The organism is Oscillibacter sp. (assembly GCF_032018205.1).
Taxonomy (GTDB): domain Bacteria; phylum Bacillota; class Clostridia; order Oscillospirales; family Oscillospiraceae; genus Oscillibacter.
In genome coordinates this window covers 213,377-230,721 of the sequence record NZ_DALZOY010000003.1, presented here as the reverse complement: position 1 = coordinate 230,721, position 17,345 = coordinate 213,377, and the positions used below count along the sequence as shown (strand labels likewise).

At 57.8% G+C, this 17,345-nt stretch carries 16 protein-coding genes; 7 read left to right on the top strand and 9 right to left on the bottom strand.

Going from position 1 to position 17,345, the window contains the following annotated elements:
* A partial coding sequence (locus RTU96_RS03945) for a PAS domain S-box protein (protein WP_312635090.1) occupies positions 1–1,323 on the bottom strand: 1,323 nt, incomplete at its 3' end.
* A gap of 586 nt (positions 1,324–1,909) precedes the next feature.
* Between RTU96_RS03945 and RTU96_RS03940 the strand changes: the two genes are divergently transcribed.
* The gene (locus RTU96_RS03940) at positions 1,910–2,227 is read left to right on the top strand and encodes a TfoX/Sxy family protein (protein WP_312635088.1); all 318 of its coding nucleotides are present in this window, start codon (positions 1,910–1,912) and stop codon (positions 2,225–2,227) included.
* A 545-nt stretch (positions 2,228–2,772) separates the two neighbouring features.
* Positions 2,773–4,080, top strand: coding sequence for an SLC13 family permease (locus tag RTU96_RS03935; protein ID WP_312635087.1), 1,308 nt, complete (start codon positions 2,773–2,775; stop codon positions 4,078–4,080).
* A 420-nt stretch (positions 4,081–4,500) separates the two neighbouring features.
* On the opposite strand, the gene RTU96_RS03930 is transcribed toward RTU96_RS03935, so the two are convergent.
* Entirely contained in the window at positions 4,501–4,647 is a 147-nt protein-coding gene (locus RTU96_RS03930; protein ID WP_312635085.1) for a hypothetical protein, read from the bottom strand.
* Positions 4,640–6,208, bottom strand: coding sequence for a histidine ammonia-lyase (hutH, locus tag RTU96_RS03925; protein ID WP_312635083.1), 1,569 nt, complete (start codon positions 6,206–6,208; stop codon positions 4,640–4,642). The genes RTU96_RS03930 and hutH overlap by 8 nt, the downstream gene beginning before the upstream one ends.
* Before the next feature lie 132 nt (positions 6,209–6,340).
* Between hutH and RTU96_RS03920 the strand changes: the two genes are divergently transcribed.
* A complete protein-coding gene (locus tag RTU96_RS03920; protein ID WP_312635082.1) occupies positions 6,341–6,667 on the top strand; it encodes a hypothetical protein in 327 nt (108 codons plus the stop codon).
* Positions 6,668–6,799: 132 nt separating this feature from the next.
* Positions 6,800–7,102 carry a YerC/YecD family TrpR-related protein gene (locus tag RTU96_RS03915; protein ID WP_294855710.1) on the top strand — a complete coding sequence of 101 codons (303 nt, stop codon included), beginning with the start codon at positions 6,800–6,802 and terminating at the stop codon, positions 7,100–7,102.
* 151 nt (positions 7,103–7,253) lie between these two features.
* On the opposite strand, the gene RTU96_RS03910 is transcribed toward RTU96_RS03915, so the two are convergent.
* Positions 7,254–7,664 (bottom strand): hypothetical protein, encoded by a 411-nt coding sequence (locus RTU96_RS03910; protein WP_312635077.1) that lies wholly within the window; start codon positions 7,662–7,664, stop codon positions 7,254–7,256.
* 29 nt (positions 7,665–7,693) lie between these two features.
* The gene (locus RTU96_RS03905; protein ID WP_312635075.1) at positions 7,694–9,028 is read right to left on the bottom strand and encodes an HD domain-containing protein; all 1,335 of its coding nucleotides are present in this window, start codon (positions 9,026–9,028) and stop codon (positions 7,694–7,696) included.
* Between the two features lie 255 nt (positions 9,029–9,283).
* Here RTU96_RS03905 and murC point away from each other — a divergent pair, with 255 nt between their 5' ends.
* Complete coding sequence (murC, locus tag RTU96_RS03900; RefSeq protein WP_312635074.1) at positions 9,284–10,663, top strand: UDP-N-acetylmuramate--L-alanine ligase; 1,380 nt, start codon at positions 9,284–9,286, stop codon at positions 10,661–10,663.
* Positions 10,664–10,806: 143 nt separating this feature from the next.
* On the opposite strand, the gene RTU96_RS03895 is transcribed toward murC, so the two are convergent.
* Entirely contained in the window at positions 10,807–11,406 is a 600-nt protein-coding gene (locus RTU96_RS03895; RefSeq protein WP_293009876.1) for a 4'-phosphopantetheinyl transferase superfamily protein, read from the bottom strand.
* Positions 11,407–11,614: 208 nt separating this feature from the next.
* On the opposite strand from RTU96_RS03895, the gene dnaG reads away from it, so the two are divergent.
* Together dnaG and rpoD are read left to right on the top strand one after the other, a co-directional pair.
* A complete protein-coding gene (dnaG, locus tag RTU96_RS03890) occupies positions 11,615–13,408 on the top strand; it encodes a DNA primase (RefSeq protein WP_312635073.1) in 1,794 nt (597 codons plus the stop codon).
* A gap of 130 nt (positions 13,409–13,538) precedes the next feature.
* On the top strand, positions 13,539–14,873 hold the full coding sequence (rpoD, locus tag RTU96_RS03885; protein WP_397356402.1) for an RNA polymerase sigma factor RpoD: 1,335 nt from the start codon (positions 13,539–13,541) through the stop codon (positions 14,871–14,873).
* An 84-nt stretch (positions 14,874–14,957) separates the two neighbouring features.
* On the opposite strand, the gene RTU96_RS03880 is transcribed toward rpoD, so the two are convergent.
* Genes RTU96_RS03880 through RTU96_RS03870 form a run of 3 tightly spaced genes read right to left on the bottom strand, consistent with a single transcriptional unit; the run spans position 14,958 to position 17,339 of the window.
* Positions 14,958–15,293 (bottom strand): hypothetical protein, encoded by a 336-nt coding sequence (locus RTU96_RS03880; RefSeq protein ID WP_312635069.1) that lies wholly within the window; start codon positions 15,291–15,293, stop codon positions 14,958–14,960.
* Positions 15,293–17,020, bottom strand: coding sequence for a phospho-sugar mutase (locus RTU96_RS03875; RefSeq protein ID WP_312635067.1), 1,728 nt, complete (start codon positions 17,018–17,020; stop codon positions 15,293–15,295). The genes RTU96_RS03880 and RTU96_RS03875 overlap by 1 nt, the downstream gene beginning before the upstream one ends.
* Positions 17,021–17,033: 13 nt before the next feature.
* On the bottom strand, positions 17,034–17,339 hold the full coding sequence (locus tag RTU96_RS03870) for a hypothetical protein (protein ID WP_312635065.1): 306 nt from the start codon (positions 17,337–17,339) through the stop codon (positions 17,034–17,036).
* Between the last annotated feature and the right edge of the window lie 6 nt (positions 17,340–17,345).

The following is a 17,345-nucleotide window of genomic DNA, read 5'->3' as shown; positions in this document are numbered from 1 at the left end:
ATAGCACTCCCTCTCCGTCACGTCGAACAAAATCGCGTAAAGCAGCCTGCGGCCTTTGTCCCAAATCTCGGAGGCGTATACGTCCAGCAGCCTTGTTTCCCCGTTTCTCAGGCGGTGGGGAGCGGCCTCAAAAAGCGCGCCCGCGGCCATTTCACCATGTATTTTTTGAAGCTGAATGTCTCCGGGCAGAAGGTTAAACTCCTGCACGTTCTTTCCCAGCATCTCCTGCTTTTCAAAGCCGAAATAGCGCAGCAGGGCGGGGTTTGCGTCCATAATTTCTCCCGTGTCCGCGTCTATCACCAGTTTCAGCGCACTGTGCTGCTCAAACATCGCCTGAAACCGCGATGCAAACGCCCGGTTGCTCCGTTGGGCCGCCTCCAGCTTTTCCTTGTTGGAAAGAAGCTGATACAGAACAACCCCCGCAGCCGACACGGTAATCAGAATGGTGGTGATGCTGGTAGTCACCACATCCCGAAACAACACGGCAGAGCGCAGCAGAACATCGGGTCCCCGCACAACGGTCACCAGATACCAGCCGTTATACTCCAGATGTGCGGAGGAAAGAAAATAAGTATCTCCCTTGCGAAAAAATTTTGCTTTGGAGGACCCTCCATTCATCACGCCCACGACTATTTTGCCGACCTCCGGCTCCGACAGGCCGTATCCGCGCAAATCGTCAAACAGATTTCCCCCGTGCTCCGGCTGATAGGTGTTATAGACAATCTCTCCGCTGCCGGTGACGACGCAGCTATATGGGTTCTGATACACGCCGCCATCGGAGGCGCTGGAAAGCAAATTTTTCTCCTTCAGGCGGACGCAGAGCGCACCGATCATGCCGGAATCGCCAATCAGCGGCCTGATGATCACAATATCCTTTTTTTCCTCCTCGCCAACCACCGCGCTGATGACGGTAACGCCCTTTTGAAGCCGCCCCGTGTCCTCCTCGCTAATCAGCAGCTTCCCCTCTTCAATTTCCTCCGTGGAAAGATAGGTCACAAAATCACCGGTCACAAAGCCGCTGTGCCGATCCAATCGCTCTTGAATGTCTCCCACAAGTCCGGCTTCGGAGCTTAAAAGCATGGCTTCCGCCGTTTTCAGGGACTTCAGCGCCCCCGCAATATCCCGCTTGATGCCCACGGCGGTGTGTTGGGTATTGGTATTCAGACTGGCGGCGACAATTTTCTCAAACTCCGCGTCCAGCTTTTGCTTCTCCCACAGTAAAAGCAGGCCAATAGACATCGTAAACACCAGCACAATGAGCACAAATCTCCGAACCGACCCTTTTTTTAACGCCAGAATAAGTTTTTGCTTGGCGTTTCTCACACAGTTGCCTCCTTTATATGTTTCCTGACTTATCATCGCTCCGACAAAACGGGGTGAACTTCAAAGGACCCATTTTGCGTCCATCACTAAAATCGCATCGATATTTTTGCTTATTTCGTAAGCACGCAGACTCCCAGACAACAGGCGCTTTCTCAGTACGCACAAAACCAGCTGCGCTATTATGACATTATACAGCATGTTCTTTTTTATGCATACTGAATTTCTCTATATTTCAATCATTTTTGTTTAATACGCTTAAATTTTTAAGAGAATCGACTGTTTTTCAGCGCAATATTCAGCTTTTCGTATATACCGTCCCGCACCTCCCTAATGCGGCCACTCACACCCTTGCAGCAATGTAACGAAACCCTCTAAATTATGAAATAAATTTCCCTTTTGAAACCACTTTTTGTGTCCCTTCCCATAAAAGAACCGCAGCAATATCCCTGAAAATAGCCTCTAACGCAGGACCGGTTATCATTCGGGTTTGTAGAATTAAAAAATATTTTTGGAATATATTGTAAATTTTTTTGCAAAATGGTACAATGTCCTCCAGATAGGCCGGATTGATCGGAGGAACAGCAACATGGCTACTTCATTGGACTATGTGGAATTTCTTTGTGAGCAGTTGGGAAGCTTGTGGGCGGTGCGCAGCAAAAAGATGTTTGGCGAGTACATGGTCTACGTGAACGACAAGCCCATTCTTCTGGTGTGCGACAACACCGTGTTCGTGAAAATTATCCCGGAGCTTGCACCGTTGATGGGCGGTGCGGCGCGTGGACTTCCCTATTCTGGTGCAAAGGAGCATTATATTCTGGACATTGAGGATAAAGACATTCTGCGGGCCGCCGTGGAAATTCTGGAACCCGTCACCCCCCTGCCCAAGGGGCGAAAAAAGAAGTAGGAAACGGCCCGCAAAGCAACCCTCAACCGAAGTATATTTTCGATTTTACGGCAGGCTGCGTCGCACTCCGAAAATGCCAACCTTGCCGGCCGACATATCCCCGTATCTTCTGTGAATCGCACAAAAATAGACGTTTTATAGACGCTCTATCATGTAATATACACCTAATCACGGAAAGAAATTGGAGGAGGTTCCGCAGAGGAATTCCGGTTTTCCGTGAAGCTTTTGCCGTGGTATTTCAGGAGAGGGCTATGTGAGAAAGCGCCGTCTTGCCCAGACCGCGTCCGCCCGTATCCGACCGCCTTCGGCACTGATTGTCTGCCTCGAACTGCGGACAGTCTTTCCTGTGTCTGTATTGTTGCAGCGAATCTGTCCGGAAAGGAGGGCAATTACGGAAAATGGAAAAAGCGGACGCACCGGCAAGGCCCGGCTCTCCGCTGTACAAAGTTTCCCGTAAACACTGCAAAATTCAACAATCATAAGGAAAGAGAGATTTCTAGCGTTTTAGAGATTTAGAGATCTTTTAGGAAAGGGAGATTGAAATAATGTCTATTTTATTAAATCCGGTTCTTGTCTCCGTGGTGGTCCTGTGTGTCCTGTGCCTGCTGAAGCTGAACGTTCTTCTGTCCTTGATTATTTCCTCCATCGTTGGCGCTGTTATAGGCGGTATTGACATTCCTTCCGCCATGGGCATCCTGACCGCCGGCTTCAGCGTAAATGGCGGCACCTCTTTGGCTTACCTGCTGCTGGGCACCTTTGCCACTGCCATTGCCGCCACGGGTCTGGCCGACATGATGTCCAAGAAGCTCTCCAAAATTATGGGAAAGAACGCTAAGTTCCTTCTTGTGGTGCTGGCTGGCGTGGCCTGCCTGTCCCAGAACCTGATTCCCGTTCACATCGCTTTCATTCCCATCATGATTCCTCCCCTGCTGAGCCTGTTCAACGAGCTGAAGCTTGACCGTCGGGCCGCTGCCTGCTCTCTGGCATTCGGCCTGAAGGCTCCTTACATCTCCATTCCCTTTGGCTTCGGCGCCATCTTCATGGGCATCATTGCCGATAACATGACCAAGAACGGCATGCCCACCACCATCGGCGAGATTGCGAAATACAACTGGATTCTCGGCGTTGCCATGCTGATCGGCCTGTTTTTGGCCATCTTTGTCACCTATCGCAAGCCCCGCGAGTACAAGGACCTGTCTGTGGACGTGTCCGCCACCGAGTCAATCTCCGATAAGTTCACCAAGGAGCACGCCGTCACCCTTCTGGCCATCGTCGTGGTGGTCGCCGTTCAGATTCCCACCGAGTCTCTGGCTCTGTCCGCCCTGTGCGGTCTGATGGTCATGTTCATTTTTGGTGCCATCAAGTGGAAGAAGATCGACGAGCAGTTTGAAGGCGGTCTCAAGATCATGGGCATGATCGCCTTTATCATGTTGGTTGCCGGCGGCTATGCCGACGTGATTAAGGCCACCGGCGGTGTGGATGAGCTGGTGCAGGCTGCCATCGGCATCATGGGCGGCAACAAGATCATCGCCGCCACCGTCATCACTTTCATCGGCCTTCTGGTCACCATGGGTATCGGCAGCTCTTTCAGTACTGTTCCCGTGGTTGCGGTGCTGTATGTGCCTCTGTGCCAGCAGATGGGCTTCTCCGTGCCCGCCACCATCATTCTGATGTCCGCCGCCGCCGCTCTGGGCGACGCCGGTTCCCCCGCTTCCGACACCACCTTGGGGCCCACGGCCGGTCTGGACGCGGACGGACAGCACAACCACATCTGGGATACCTGCGTACCTACCTTTATCCATTACAACATTCCTCTGATGATCGCGGCGATCATTGTCTCTCAGTTTATCTGAGCCAGATTCAAACACAATACGACAGGCTGCGGCCCGGCATTTGCCGGACCGCAGCTTTGTCTTTCCCTGCGCAAACGCAGTACCCCCCGAAACGGACCTCTCCAGCGGGACGTCTCTTGCGGCAGAACTTTTCCATCTCTCCGAACATTCCTGCAAACAGTTTGCGTGCTGGAGACTTTGGACCCACGCGGCAAAGCATCCTTACCGCCCAGACGCGCAGAGGACTTGGATCTGCGCAAGCCATGTATTCTGCATCGCAAGCTCCAAGCGCCACTCGGATACACCGTCCCTCCAGAAAGCCTGTCGGCCTGCATGCATTAAACCCGTCCTCCGCGGGACAGCCGTGCATCCGCCGTGCCTTTTTTCGCGCTTCTACAAGGTCACATAACGGGTCGTTGGTGCTTCACGGCAAAAGGACTTTCATTGCCGAGAAGCATCATCTGCGAAAAAGCAAAGCCCGCCTGTAAGCGCAGGCATGGCTTTTGCATAAAACCGCGCAAAAAAGCCGCCGCGCCGAACTTCGGCGCGGCGGCTTTTATCTAATTTGCCGGGATGCGGCTTATTCAAACTCGGGGACGTGCTTCTTGACGATGTCCAGCAGATCGCCGCTGCGGACCATCTTCTCCACCTCCGCGATGTCCTGCCAAATCTCGCGGTCGATCTCGTAGAACGCAACCTTCTCGCGTACGTGCTTGTACATGGCCTCGTGGACAGGCGCCATGCCCTGACCGTGGGTGTTCAGGCTGCGGCGAATGTCGATGGCCTGGCAGGCAGTCATCAGCTCATCCGCCAGAACGGACAGAGTGTTCTGCACAATCCAGCCGGCCTTGCGCGCTGCGGTGGTGCCCATGGAGACGATATCCTCCTGATTGGCGGAAGAGGGAATGGAGTCCACCGACGCGGGATGCGCCAGAACCTTGTTCTCGGAAACCATGGAAGCGGCGGCGTACTGCACGATCATAAAGCCGGAATTCACGCCGGGCTTGGTGGTGAGGAACGGGGTCAGTCCGTTGGACAGAGCCGCGTTCACCATGCGCTCAGTGCGGCGCTCGGAGGCGTTGGCAATCTCGCTGCACGCGATGCCCAGCGTGTCGAAGGGAATGGCCATGGGCTCGCCGTGGAAGTTGCCGCCGGAAATAACCGCCTCGTCGTCGAGGAACAGCAGCGGGTTGTCGGTAACGGCGTTCAGTTCGATCTCAACCTTGGCGCGCACATACTCCAGCGCGTCGCGGACGGCGCCGTGGAGCTGAGGGATGCAGCGCAGGGCGTAAGCATCCTGCACCCGGTCCTTCTGGCAGTTGTCCAGAATCTCGGAGTCGGCCAAAAGCTTGCGCATATTGGCGGCCACCATGATCTGGCCCTTCTGGCCGCGAACAGCGTGAATGCGGGCGTCAAAGGCGTTGCGCAGGCCGGTGAGGGCCTCGAAATCCAAAGAGCTGATGGCGTCGGCCAACTGGGCGGCGCAGATGGTGTCAAACAGAGCCAGAGAACCGACAGAAGTGATGGCGCAGGTCCCGTTGGTCATGCCAAGGCCTTCCTTGCACACCAGCGTCTCCAACGTCTGGATGCCGGCCTTGGCCATGGCCTCCGCGCCGGTGAGCTTTTCGCCCTTGTAGTTTGCCAAGCCCTTGCCCAGCAGGGGCAGCGTCATGTGGGCCAGCGGAGCCAAATCGCCGGAAGAGCCCAAAGAGCCCTTCTGGGGAACCACGGGAGTAACGCCCGCGTTCAGCATGGCCAGCATCATCTCCACCAGAATGGGACGAATACCGGACACGCCCACACACAGCGCGTTTGCCCGCAGCAGCAGCATACCGCGCACCACCTCGTCGGCATAGGGGTCGCCGGTGCCGGTGCAGTGGCTGAGAATCAGGTTGGTGGACAGCTCGTTGCTCATCTCCTCGGGCACGGCCACCTTCTGGAAGTCTCCAAAGCCGGTGGTGATTCCATAAGCAACGCGGTTCTCCGCCACAATTTTTTCCGCCAGTGCGCGGGACTTCTGCATGGCCTCCAGCGCGGAAGCGGCCAGCTCCACCGTCGCACCATAGCGGGCGACAGCCACAAAGGACTCCAGCGTCAGGCTGTGTCCGTCAACAACGACATGCTTTATTTCAGAAGGCTTCATAATCATTTTAATCGTTACCTCGCTTCAAATTTTTGCCCTGCAATATCAGCCTCTTTTAAAAAGCGTGTACCCTTGCGGGCCGCAGCCGGAAAGAGATGCGCAATAAGCGGCATTTACAGGTCCTATGAGATGTGAGAAATGGTTTGGATGATTCGGGTCAGGCGCGCTTCCGGCACTCTCACGCCGGAAGCGCTGTTCACCCTGCCCAGGGGTGAGCCTGCCGCAATCCTGTCTGTATTGTGCGCTTGTCGGTTTAACGTTCTCGCACAAACACATAATAGCATCATTTTTGTACGAAATCAACATTTATTTTTTAATTATGCCTTAATTTTTTGTTTATTATCACGGTGTATCGGTAGCGTATTAGCGAGATATGGGGGTAGTGTATTATCATGCGGACATTTCAAGCGTAAATACCTGCCGATGTTTGGAAAAATTGACGTACCACAAGGGAAAGTAGATTGACAGTGACTGAAAAGTCTGTTATTCTTTGGCCATAGGATACCCTGTTACCGTATAAAAGCAATCCTGCCGCCGGAGCCGGCGCACGGCGGCGTCTGATTTTGAAAGTGGGGCTGCAAGATGTATGAGAGCAGAATGAAATCGGAAATGGTGGACCATCTGTATCAGGCAATTCTCTCCCTGAAGGACCAGGAAGACTGCTATCGCTTTTTTGACGATTTGTGTACCGTCGGGGAGATTCAGGTCATGGCCCAGAGATGGATGGTGGCCCGGATGCTTCAGGACGGAGAAACCTTCAACGCCATCAACGAAAAAACCGGCGTTTCCTCCGCTACCATCACCCGCGTGCGGAAATGTCTGGTCTATGGCGCAGAGGGCTATGCCCGGGTGATTGACCGCTTGGCGGAGCCTGAGCCTCCCAAAAAGAAAAAGGGATAATACCTCCATTGACATTAAAACTCCCGCCCTCCGGCAAGCGTCCCATTCCCATCGGGAAGGAGATGCCTGCCGGAGGGCGGGGTTCTTTGATCGGTAAATCCCCGGCGGCGCAGTTTGCTCCGCCGGGGATTTTTTATACGCGAAGCCCGGGTCATTCCTCAGACGCGCCCTGAATCTCCAGCAGCTCCAGAGCGTGCTGACCGGCGGCGGTAAGGGCCATGCTTCCCTTGTGGGCAAAACCCTCGTAAGCCGTATAGTCAAAGTTTGACAGCGGAAGATCATAATCCAGCCGAACCAGCCGCTTTTGGGCCAACGACGTGATAATCTGACCATACTCCGCAGGGGTATATCTTGCGCCCTCCAGATAAATCGGCTCCTCGGCCCCCTCCCGCCGGGCGATGGGAAGAAAGGGGGTCTGGCCCAGGTCCTGCAGCAGCTCCAGCTCCCCCTCGCCCATCCATACGCTGGCTCTTGCGCTGCATCCGCTGCATCCATCGCAGCCGCCGCCCACGCCGCAGGCTCCTCCGCCGCACGAGCCGCACTGACTCTGTTCGTTGTTCATGTGTCCATCTCCAATCATCATTAAAAGTTTTATGATTTATCATTCTGCCCGGTTGCCCGGTCCTCCGCCGCACGCAGCAGTACGGAACGCTGGTTCGGCAAGTCTCCGTCCACCACGGCGGATAAAAGCTCTTCCAGTATCATGCCGATTTCTGGCCCCCGAAGGCCCAGCGCCAGCATATCCCGTCCGTTCACCGCCAACTGCCGCAGTGATACGCATTCGTCCCGGGCCAGCAGATCCTCCATGATCTTTTGTATCTGCTCCACATCCAGCAGCCGTGCCCGGTACGCGGGGGCCTGCCCCAGATTGTCCGCCCGTTTCACCTCGGTCAGCTCCCGCAGGCGCTCCGCCCCCAGCTTTCGCAGCGCACGGCGGATACTTTTCTCCGTCCGGGGAATCTCCCTGTCGTGCCACAGCACCAGCGTAATCACCGCCTCCCGGGTGGCGTTGTCAAATTTCAGCCGCCGCAAAATCGCGTCCGCCATCCCCGCGCTGACCGTGGGGTGTCCGTAAAAATGACCGCCCCGCTCGTCCCGGGTGTAGCACCGTGGCTTTGCCACGTCGTGAAGCAGCACCGCCCAGCGCAAAACCGGCTCCGCCGGGACCTCGCTCAGTGCGTGGAGTGTGTGTTCCCACACATCATAACAGTGATAGCGGCTGTGCTGGTCAAAGCCTACCATGGGCAAAAGCTCCGGCACCACTGTCCCCACAACCTCTGGAAATTCCCGCAGAACCTCCGCCGCCGCAGGCCCGCACAAAAGCTTCGTCAGCTCAATTTGTATCCGCTCCGCGGCCACGTCACAAAGCAATTTTCTGCACGCCCGAAGCGCGTTCGCTGTCTCCTCTTCCACAGAAAAGCCCAACACTGCCGCCAGCCGTAGACAGCGCAGAATGCGCAGCGCGTCCTCTTGAAACCGCTCCTCGGCCAATCCCACGCAGCGCAGAAGCCGATTTTTTAAATCCTCCTGCCCGCCGAAGGGGTCCGTCAGCGTTCCCCGCAGGTCCATCCCCATGGCGTTCACCGTAAAATCCCGGCGACTCAAGTCGTCCCGCAGGGAGCGGGTGAAGGCCACCGAGTCGGGGTGGCGCCCGTCGGTATACTGTCCGTCGGTGCGAAAGGTGGTGACTTCCACAGGAAGCCCCCCCTCCCGGACAGTCACGGTGCCGTGGCGCAGCCCGGTGGGTGCGGCCCGGCCCGGAAACAGCGCCATCGTCTCCTCCGGAAGTGCGGAGGTGGCCACGTCCCAGTCCCCCGGCTCCCGTCCCAGCAGGGAATCCCGGACGCAGCCGCCCACACAGTGGGCCGCGTGGCCATGCTCCTCCAGCGCCTTCAATATGCTTTTCACCGGCTCGGGAATATTCACCTGCTCACCTTACTTTCTCTTTTCAAATCAGCGGACCGGAGCCGTTTCCCGCTTGGCGGGCCGCGCCTTTTCGGTTGCATTTTCCACTCTCGCATAGTATAATACCTTTTCTGAGAAGGACAGTCAATCGCCCCGGCCCGAATACAAAAAAATTTACCCGGGCGCTATAAATTCCGGCGCCGAAGTTATAATACAATATCATACAATGAGCGGCGTCCCATTTGCAAGTCATTGCAGGAGAAGGAGCAAACTATTATGATGAATAATCCAAAGCCCATCAGCGCTTACATGGTTCCCGGAAAGCAGGTTCATCTGGTGGGAATCGGGGGCGTATCCATGGCTCCGCTGGCGGAAATCCTGCTGGGGATGGGGCTTGCGGTCCACGGCTCCGACATTCATCAAAGCGAGGCGGTGGCCCATCTGCGGTCCGCGGGCATCCATGTGGACATTGGTCACAGCGCGGAAAATTTGGGCGAGTGCGACTTTGTGATCCGCACCGCCGCCGTCCACGACAACAACCCGGAAATTTCCGGCGCGGTGACCCGTGGCATCCCGGTCTACGAGCGGGCACAGGCACTGGGGGCCATCATGCGCCGCTATCCCAACGCCCTGTGCATCTCCGGCACCCACGGAAAAACCACCACCACCTCCATGTGCACCCACATTTTCATGGCGGCCGAGGCAGACCCCACCGTGATGATCGGCGGCACGCTGCCCCTGCTTAACTCCGCCTATCGGGTGGGCAATGGAGACACCATGATTCTGGAATCCTGTGAGTATTGTAACTCATTCCTCTCCTTCTACCCCACTGTGGCGGTGATTCTCAACGTGGAGGAGGACCACCTGGACTTCTTTAAAGATTTAGAGGACATTGAGCACTCCTTCCGCCGCTTTGCCCAACTGGTGCCGGACGGCGGACGGGTGGTTGCCAACGCGGATAACGACGGGGCCATGGCAGCCCTGAAAAACTTAGGCCGTCCGGTGTTCACCTTCGGGCTGGAGCGCACCGCCCACTGCACCGCCGAAAACCTCCGCGAGGAAGGGGGGAAACAGCTTTTCGACGTGACAGTATACGGCAAGCCCTATGCCAGCGTGTCCCTGCCCGTCCACGGCAGGCACAACGTGTCCAACGCGCTGGCGGCGGCTTCGGCGGCCTATGTGTTGGGCCTGCCCGGCTCCGCCGTAGAGCGGGGGCTTGTGGACTTCACCGGCGCGGGCCGGCGCTTTGAACGCAAGGGCGCGTTTCACGGCGCGGACGTTTATGACGACTACGCCCACCACCCCGACGAGCTTCACGCCCTGCTGTCCATGGCCAAGGACCTGCCCTACAAGCGGGTGGTGCTGGCGTTTCAGCCCCATACCTATTCCCGCACCGCCAAGCTGTTCGACCGTTTTGTGGAGGAGCTGAAGCTTGCGGACGCGGCAATTGTGGCGGAGATTTACGCCGCCCGGGAAACCAACACCGTGGGCATCAGTTCAGGCGATCTGTGCAAAAAAGTCCCCGGCTCCATCTATTGTTCCAATCTGGAACAGGTGACGGACCGTCTCCGCGCCATCGCCCAGCCGGGGGACTTGATTCTGACTGTGGGCGCAGGGGACATCTACCGGGCGGGTGAAGCTCTGCTGAAGGAATAAGCTGTTAAATACAAAAGTCCCCGGGGAAGCTGCTTTCCCGGGGACTTCTCCCGCACCGCGCCCGGGCGATGCGCTTACTTTTGAAAAATCCGCGTTTTGGGATGCTGCCTTTTCAAGCATGCGTCCCCGGAAATTCTTAACGGCTATACCATCTGTTCCAAAGAGAACTTTTGAATCCTGCTCACGCCCTCGGCGCTGCGGGTGGCCACTCCAGCAACATACCCGGGGAACGTCTCCACGTAATAGAAATATTCTCCGTATTGCAAAGGAGCCTCCCCCTCCCGCATGATGCTCACTCCCGCGCCGCTGCGCTTGAAGCGCGCCTCCCGCCGGACCCAGCTTTGGAAAAACGCCTCCTCCGAGGCCGCATCCGCCAGCCGCTTCATGGCTCTTGGGGACACGGGACGTATCTTTTCGATATCCACGCCCAACGGTTCGTTGGAAAGGCCCACCAGCACCGCCCCGGGCGTGTGGCTCAGATTGAAGCACACCTCCGGAAACGCGGGAAATTCCGGCTTTCCCTGCGTAGTCAGCGCGATCTCCGGCAGCTCCCGCCACCGGTATTTCTCCCACAGTGCGCGGCGCAGAATCGCATAGGCGCAAAGCGGCTCCCTCCACCGTTCGGTGTCGCGGACCCGGGCAAGCCGCTCCCGCCGCTCAGGCGGCAGCATTTCCAGCAGCGCGTCGTTCTCCCGCCCGCTGAGCGGACGGTCCAACCGCGCGGCCCAAAGCTCCACTGCCATTCTTCCACCTCTTTCTCTCTTATCTCTAAGCACTTATTTTAGCCGTCAAATGTGAAACTGTAAAGCCGGGAGAGAAAAGTTTTCTGAAAATTCGCAAAAAAAGAGGAAATTTCAGCCCAATGGGGTATAAATAGAGTGACTTGAACTGATTGTCTGGGTATGACCCGGGACAATTCCGGTAAAACTCACCGGGAGGGAGGGATGTTCGTTGCCGTTTCCGCAAAACTTTCTGGACGAGCTGACGGCCCGCAGCGACATTGTGGATGTGGTGGGCAGCTATGTCCAGCTTACAAGACGAGGCGCGAACTACTTCGGCCTCTGCCCGTTTCACAGCGAGAAAACCGGCTCCTTCTCCGTCTCCCCGGACAAGCAGATTTACTACTGCTTCGGCTGCAAACGGGGCGGCGGCGTCATCAACTTTATTATGGAGGAAGAAAGTCTCCCCTTTCCGGACGCGGTGCGGTTCCTTGCCCGGCGGGCCGGGCTGGAGGTTCCGGAGGAGACGGGGGACCGGGAGGCAGAGCAGAAGCGACGGCGCCTTCTGGATTTGAACCGCGACGCGGCCCGGTTTTACTATCAGCAGCTTCAGGACCCGGAGAGCCGCGCCATGCGGGACTATCTGGACCGACGGCAGATCGGACAGGCCACGGCGGTCCGTTTCGGCCTTGGCGCGTCACTTGACCGTTGGGACGCGCTCATCACCGCCATGACCCGTCAGGGTTACACCAAGTCGGAGCTTTTGGGCGCGGGCCTTGCGGTGCAGAACAAGAACGGCGGACTTTACGACAAATTCAGAAACCGACTGATGTTCCCCGTCATCAACGTGCGGGGGGATGTGGTGGCCTTTGGCGGGCGCGTTCTGGACCACTCGGAGCCAAAGTATATGAACTCCTCGGAAACCCCGGTTTACAGCAAACGCCGGGAGCTGTACGCTTTGAATCTGGCGAAAAAGTCCAAGCGGCCCAACATCATTCTGTGCGAGGGCAACATCGACGTGGTAACGCTCCATCAGGCCGGGTTTGACAACGCCGTGGCCTCCATGGGCACGGCGCTGACGCAGGAGCAGACCCGGCTTCTGAGCCGGTACACCAAGGAAATCGTTTTGTGCTATGACAACGATAACGCCGGAAAAGTTGCCACGGAGCGGGCCTTGCAGATTCTGAACAACTCGGAGTTTTCTGTCCGGGTTCTCCGGCTTCCAAACAAGCGGATGGAGGACGGCTCCATGGGCAAGCAGGACGCGGACGATTTTATCAAGGCCTTTGGCCCCGATGCGTTTGAGCGGCTGCTCACCGGCAGCGAAAACGGCGTGGAGTTCCGTCTGGCTCAGATTTCCGGAAAATACGACTTGACGGACGACCGCCAGCGCCTTGCCTACGCCGAGGAGGTCAGCCAGCTTTTGGCGGGTCTTGAAAGCCCCGTGGAGCGGGACATTTACACCGTTCGGGCGGCGGAGGCCGCGAAGCTTACGCCGGAGGCCATGAAGCTGGAGGTTCAGCGGGCCTTCAAGCGCCGGATGGGCAAGGAGCGGCGGGCACGGGAGCGCCGGGACCTGAACCCGGCGGCGGAGCTTCAGCCCAAGGGACGGGACCTGCGCTATACAAACCTCCGCTCCGCCATGGCGGAAGAGGGCATTTTGCGGCTTTTGCTGCTGGACGACAGCTTGTTTGCGGAATCGCCGCCCCTGCGGGAGGAGGAATTTTCCTCACCGCTGCTTGGCAGGGTCTTCTCTCTTTTGTGGCGGCAGCGGGAGCAGTGCAGCGCTCCCAAGCTTTCGTTTCTGGCGGGAGAGCTGTCCGGCGAGGAGATGAGCCACATTACAAATCTGTGTCAAAAGCCGGAGTCCGCCGCAAACGGGCGGCAGGCTCTTGCCGATTACATATCAATTGTCCGCCGAGAGGCGGAAAAGAGAGCAGGCGCGGGCGCAGCGGACCCGCTACTGGCCAAAATGGAAGAACTCAAAGATCAGAAAAAAAGCGACGGAGGAAAGCGACATGTCTAAGAAGAAAGAACCCACCCCTGAGGAGCGGCTGGAGCAGGAGGCCAACGCCCTGCTGAAGGCCGGAACGGCAAACGGGGCGGATAGAACGGCGGCAGCCAGCGGTAAGTCCGGTCAGGACACCGCTCCCATCATGACCGACGAGGAGGCCAAAAAGGCCGGCATCCTCCGTCTGGACGACAGGCAGGTGGCGTCTCTGCCTGCCTCCGCATGGCTCTCAGGCAACGAAAAGCTGCGTGAGCTTTTATATAGGGCCCAGAAAAAGGGCAAGCTGGACTCCGGCGAGCTGGCAGAGTCGCTGGACACCCTGAATCTCGAAGGCGACCAGATGGATCAGCTTTATGATTCTCTGGAGGCGCTGAACATCGATATCAGCACCGACGAGGACATTCTCCCCGAGCTGCCCGACGACGGCCCCGCCGCCGAAGAGATTGCGGACGTGGAGGAAGAGGAGCTGGTGGACCCCAACACCTTGGTTGGGAACTTTGCCATCGACGACCCCGTGCGGATGTATCTGAAGGAAATCGGAAAGGTCCCCCTGCTGACCCCCGACGAGGAGGTGGACTTGGCCCAGCGCATGGCCGCCGGCGCAGAGGCGGAGGAAAAGCTCAAGGAGTTAACCCGCCAGAAAGAGGCAGGTGAGGAGCCCTCTCTTTCCAAGGAAGAGGAGGCCGCCGTTAAAAAGGTTTTCCGCAGCGGCGAGCTTGCAAAGCAAAAGCTGGCGGAGGCAAACCTCCGTCTCGTGGTATCCATTGCCAAGCGGTACGTGGGCCGGGGCATGCTGTTTCTGGATTTGATTCAGGAAGGCAATCTGGGCCTGATCAAAGCCGTTGAAAAGTTTGACTGCACCAAGGGCTTCAAGTTCTCCACCTATGCAACGTGGTGGATTCGTCAGGCCATCACCCGCGCCATCGCGGATCAGGCCCGCACCATCCGCATTCCGGTGCATATGGTGGAAACCATCAACAAAGTCATCCGAGTGAGCCGCCAGCTTTTGCAGGAGCTGGGCCATGACCCCAGCCCTCAGGAAATCGCCATTGAGATGAACGGCGGTCCCGCCGCGTGGGAAAAGGTCCGGGAGGATGAGAAGAAGCGGGCCGTGGACCGCATCCGCGAGATTTTGAAAATCGCGCAGGAGCCGGTGTCTCTGGAAACCCCCATCGGTGAGGAGGAGGACAGCCACCTTGGTGACTTCATCCCCGACGAGGGCGCTTCGGAACCGTCCGAGGCCGCGTCCTATAAGCTTCTGCGGGAGCAATTGATGGATGTGCTCTCCACCCTGACTCCCCGGGAAGAGCAGGTTTTGAAGCTGCGCTTCGGCATTGAAGACGGCCGTGCCAGAACCTTGGAAGAGGTTGGCAAGGAGTTCAACGTCACCCGCGAGCGCATCCGCCAAATCGAGGCCAAGGCCCTGCGCAAGCTGCGTCACCCCAGCCGCAGCAAAAAGCTGAAGGACTTTTTGAATTGATTCTATGTGGAAATCGCAATTCCACAAGCCTTTCCATATAAAAAGCCGGGACCTGCCGTATTGGCAGGTCCCGGCTTTTCAGCTTTACAGAAATTGTTCCAGCGCGGCGCGAAGTTCCTCGTCAGACGGGGGAACGTTCCAAAACAGGGGCTTTTCGTTCCCTGTGAGAACCGGGAGATACAGTCCGTTCGGGTCAGCAAGCGACATGTGGTTGGCCCGACAGCCGGGGCAGTAGGATGGCTGGCACACGCTTTCAAATCCCCGGGCGGCGATGTCCGCCTCATCCATGATTTTCTCCACGGTGCATATAAGGCCCAGTTCCCGGGCCATCTGCTCCACCCGCTCCAGATAAAAGTCGTTTCGGGGACACTCGGAGGCGTACAGCCGCAGCCTGACGCCTATTTTCTCCCCGCCTGCCATTACTTTTGAAGCCCGGCGGCCCATGCGCCGTACTTTTCGATATTCGCGTCGCACGCGGCCCGGTCGGCTCCTTGGGTCAGGATGTAGACCTTAATTTTTGGCTCCGTGCCGGAGGGGCGCACCAAAATCGCGGTGCCGTCTGCCAGCTCAAAGCGGAGCACGTTGGACCCGGACAGCTCCATGGCGGTCTTTATCCCGGTCGCGCAGTCCACCACGGAACCGTCGGCATAATCCTTGCGTACCGAAACCTTTACACCGCCGATGGCGGCAGGCGGATTTTCCCGCAGACCCCGCATCAGTTCCGCCATGTCCTTCAGTCCGTCCAGCCCCGGCATCACCAGATTATAGGTCTTCTCTCCATACTGACCATACTTTTCATAGAGATTCTCCAGCGCGTCAAACAGCGTCATCCCCTGCGCGGCATACCACGCAGCCATCTCCGTCAGCAGCATGGAGGCCGTCACCGCGTCCTTATCCCGGACGTAATCGCCCAGCATATAGCCGTAGGATTCCTCGTAGGAAAAGATAACCTTCCCATCTCCCGCCGCTTCCAGCGCGTTCTTCTTCTCCGCCATAAACTTGAAGCCGGTGAAGGTGTCAAAGCACTCCACGCCGTTGGACTCCGCAACCTTCCGCGCCATCTCCGTGGTGACGATGGTTTTCAGCGCCACGGGCCGCTCCGGCAGCCGACCCGCCCGGCGCATGGCGCCGATGAGATAGTCCAGCAGCAGCACGCCGGTCTGGTTCCCCGTGACGGGGCGGTACTCCCCGTCCTTGTCCCGTACCATAATACCCACCCGGTCGCTGTCCGGGTCGGTGCCCACGATGAAATCCACGTCGTTTTCCCGGGCAAGATCCACCGCCAGATAAAACCCCTCCGGGTTCTCCGGATTGGGGGACTTCACGGTGGGGAAGGTCCCGTCAATCATCATCTGCTTCGGCTCGCACAAAATGTGCTTCACCCCTAGCGCTCGCAGTGCCTCTGGCACCAGCTTATAGCCGCAGCCGTGGAACGGGGTATATACCAGCTTGAAGGTGTCCGCCACCTTGGCGACAGTTTCCCGGTCGTTGATCATGGCGGTGACCTCTTCCATAAACCGCCGGTCTGTCTCCTCCCCCATCACGGTGACAAGTCCGGTGTCCAGCGCCTCGTCCCACTCAAGCGCCTTCACGCCGGTGAAGATGTCGATTTCCTCCATCTTCTTTGCAACCGCCGCCGCGTGGTGGGGCGGGAGCTGGGCTCCGTCCTCCCAATAGACCTTGTAGCCGTTATACTCCTTGGGATTGTGGCTGGCAGTGACGTTGATGCCCGCGATGCAGCCGTATTCCCGCACGGCAAAGCTCAGCTCCGGCGTGGGACGCAGCGCGTCGAAAATCCGCACAGCCACGCCGTTAGCCACGCAGACCCCCGCCGCTTCCCGGGCAAAGTCCATAGAACCCACCCGGCAGTCCATACAGATGGCGACGCCACGCTTCGCCGCGTCGCCTCCCTCCGCCAGAATCACCTGGGCAAAGGCCTGAGTTGCGTGGCGGATGACATGGACGTTCATATTGTGCAGGCCCACGGCCATAATCCCCCGCAGTCCGGCGGTGCCGAACTCCAGTGGGCCGTAAAACCGGGCTTCGATCTCCTTGGTGTCGTTTTTCAGGGCGGACAGCTCGTCCTTTTCCGCCTGAGACAAGGCGGGGCTGTTCAGCCACTTTTCATATTCCCGCATGAACTCCATGGAATTTTCCTCCTTATTCTTCGCCGCCCGGTTGGGCGGGATTGTCCAGAATCGCCTTTGCGTCCTCCAGCAGGGATTTGGGCACGTAGATGTCCACACCCCTTCCTGCAAAGCCGAAAATCACCTTGCCAAGCGTGCCGGATTTAAACGCAGGGATGCCGCAGCCACTCAGCATGGACAGCAGCACATCCGCGCCGCCCCCCAGCTCCGACTGGGCGGAAATCAGCAGCTCCGCCCGCTCCGGCTCTCCGTCCGGTCCTGTGGGCCAGCCCTCCGGCAGGTCGCTTTGGCGCAGACCCCAGTTGTTCTCGTCTTTCATTGGGTC

Bases quoted from the DNA above. Each gene is read 5' to 3' on its own strand.
- hutH (WP_312635083.1), bottom strand. From the start codon at position 6,208: ATGATTATGAAGCCTTCTGAAATAAAGCATGTCGTTGTTGACGGACAC.
- RTU96_RS03920 (WP_312635082.1), top strand. From the start codon at position 6,341: ATGGTTTGGATGATTCGGGTCAGGCGCGCTTCCGGCACTCTCACGCCG.
- murC (WP_312635074.1), top strand. From the start codon at position 9,284: ATGATGAATAATCCAAAGCCCATCAGCGCTTACATGGTTCCCGGAAAG.
- RTU96_RS03880 (WP_312635069.1), bottom strand. From the start codon at position 15,293: ATGGCAGGCGGGGAGAAAATAGGCGTCAGGCTGCGGCTGTACGCCTCC.
- RTU96_RS03895 (WP_293009876.1), bottom strand. From the start codon at position 11,406: ATGGCAGTGGAGCTTTGGGCCGCGCGGTTGGACCGTCCGCTCAGCGGG.
- RTU96_RS03935 (WP_312635087.1), top strand. From the start codon at position 2,773: ATGTCTATTTTATTAAATCCGGTTCTTGTCTCCGTGGTGGTCCTGTGT.
- RTU96_RS03910 (WP_312635077.1), bottom strand. From the start codon at position 7,664: ATGAACAACGAACAGAGTCAGTGCGGCTCGTGCGGCGGAGGAGCCTGC.
- RTU96_RS03875 (WP_312635067.1), bottom strand. From the start codon at position 17,020: ATGGAGTTCATGCGGGAATATGAAAAGTGGCTGAACAGCCCCGCCTTG.
- RTU96_RS03915 (WP_294855710.1), top strand. From the start codon at position 6,800: ATGAAATCGGAAATGGTGGACCATCTGTATCAGGCAATTCTCTCCCTG.
- rpoD (WP_397356402.1), top strand. From the start codon at position 13,539: ATGACCGACGAGGAGGCCAAAAAGGCCGGCATCCTCCGTCTGGACGAC.
- RTU96_RS03940 (WP_312635088.1), top strand. From the start codon at position 1,910: ATGGCTACTTCATTGGACTATGTGGAATTTCTTTGTGAGCAGTTGGGA.
- RTU96_RS03870 (WP_312635065.1), bottom strand. From the start codon at position 17,339: ATGAAAGACGAGAACAACTGGGGTCTGCGCCAAAGCGACCTGCCGGAG.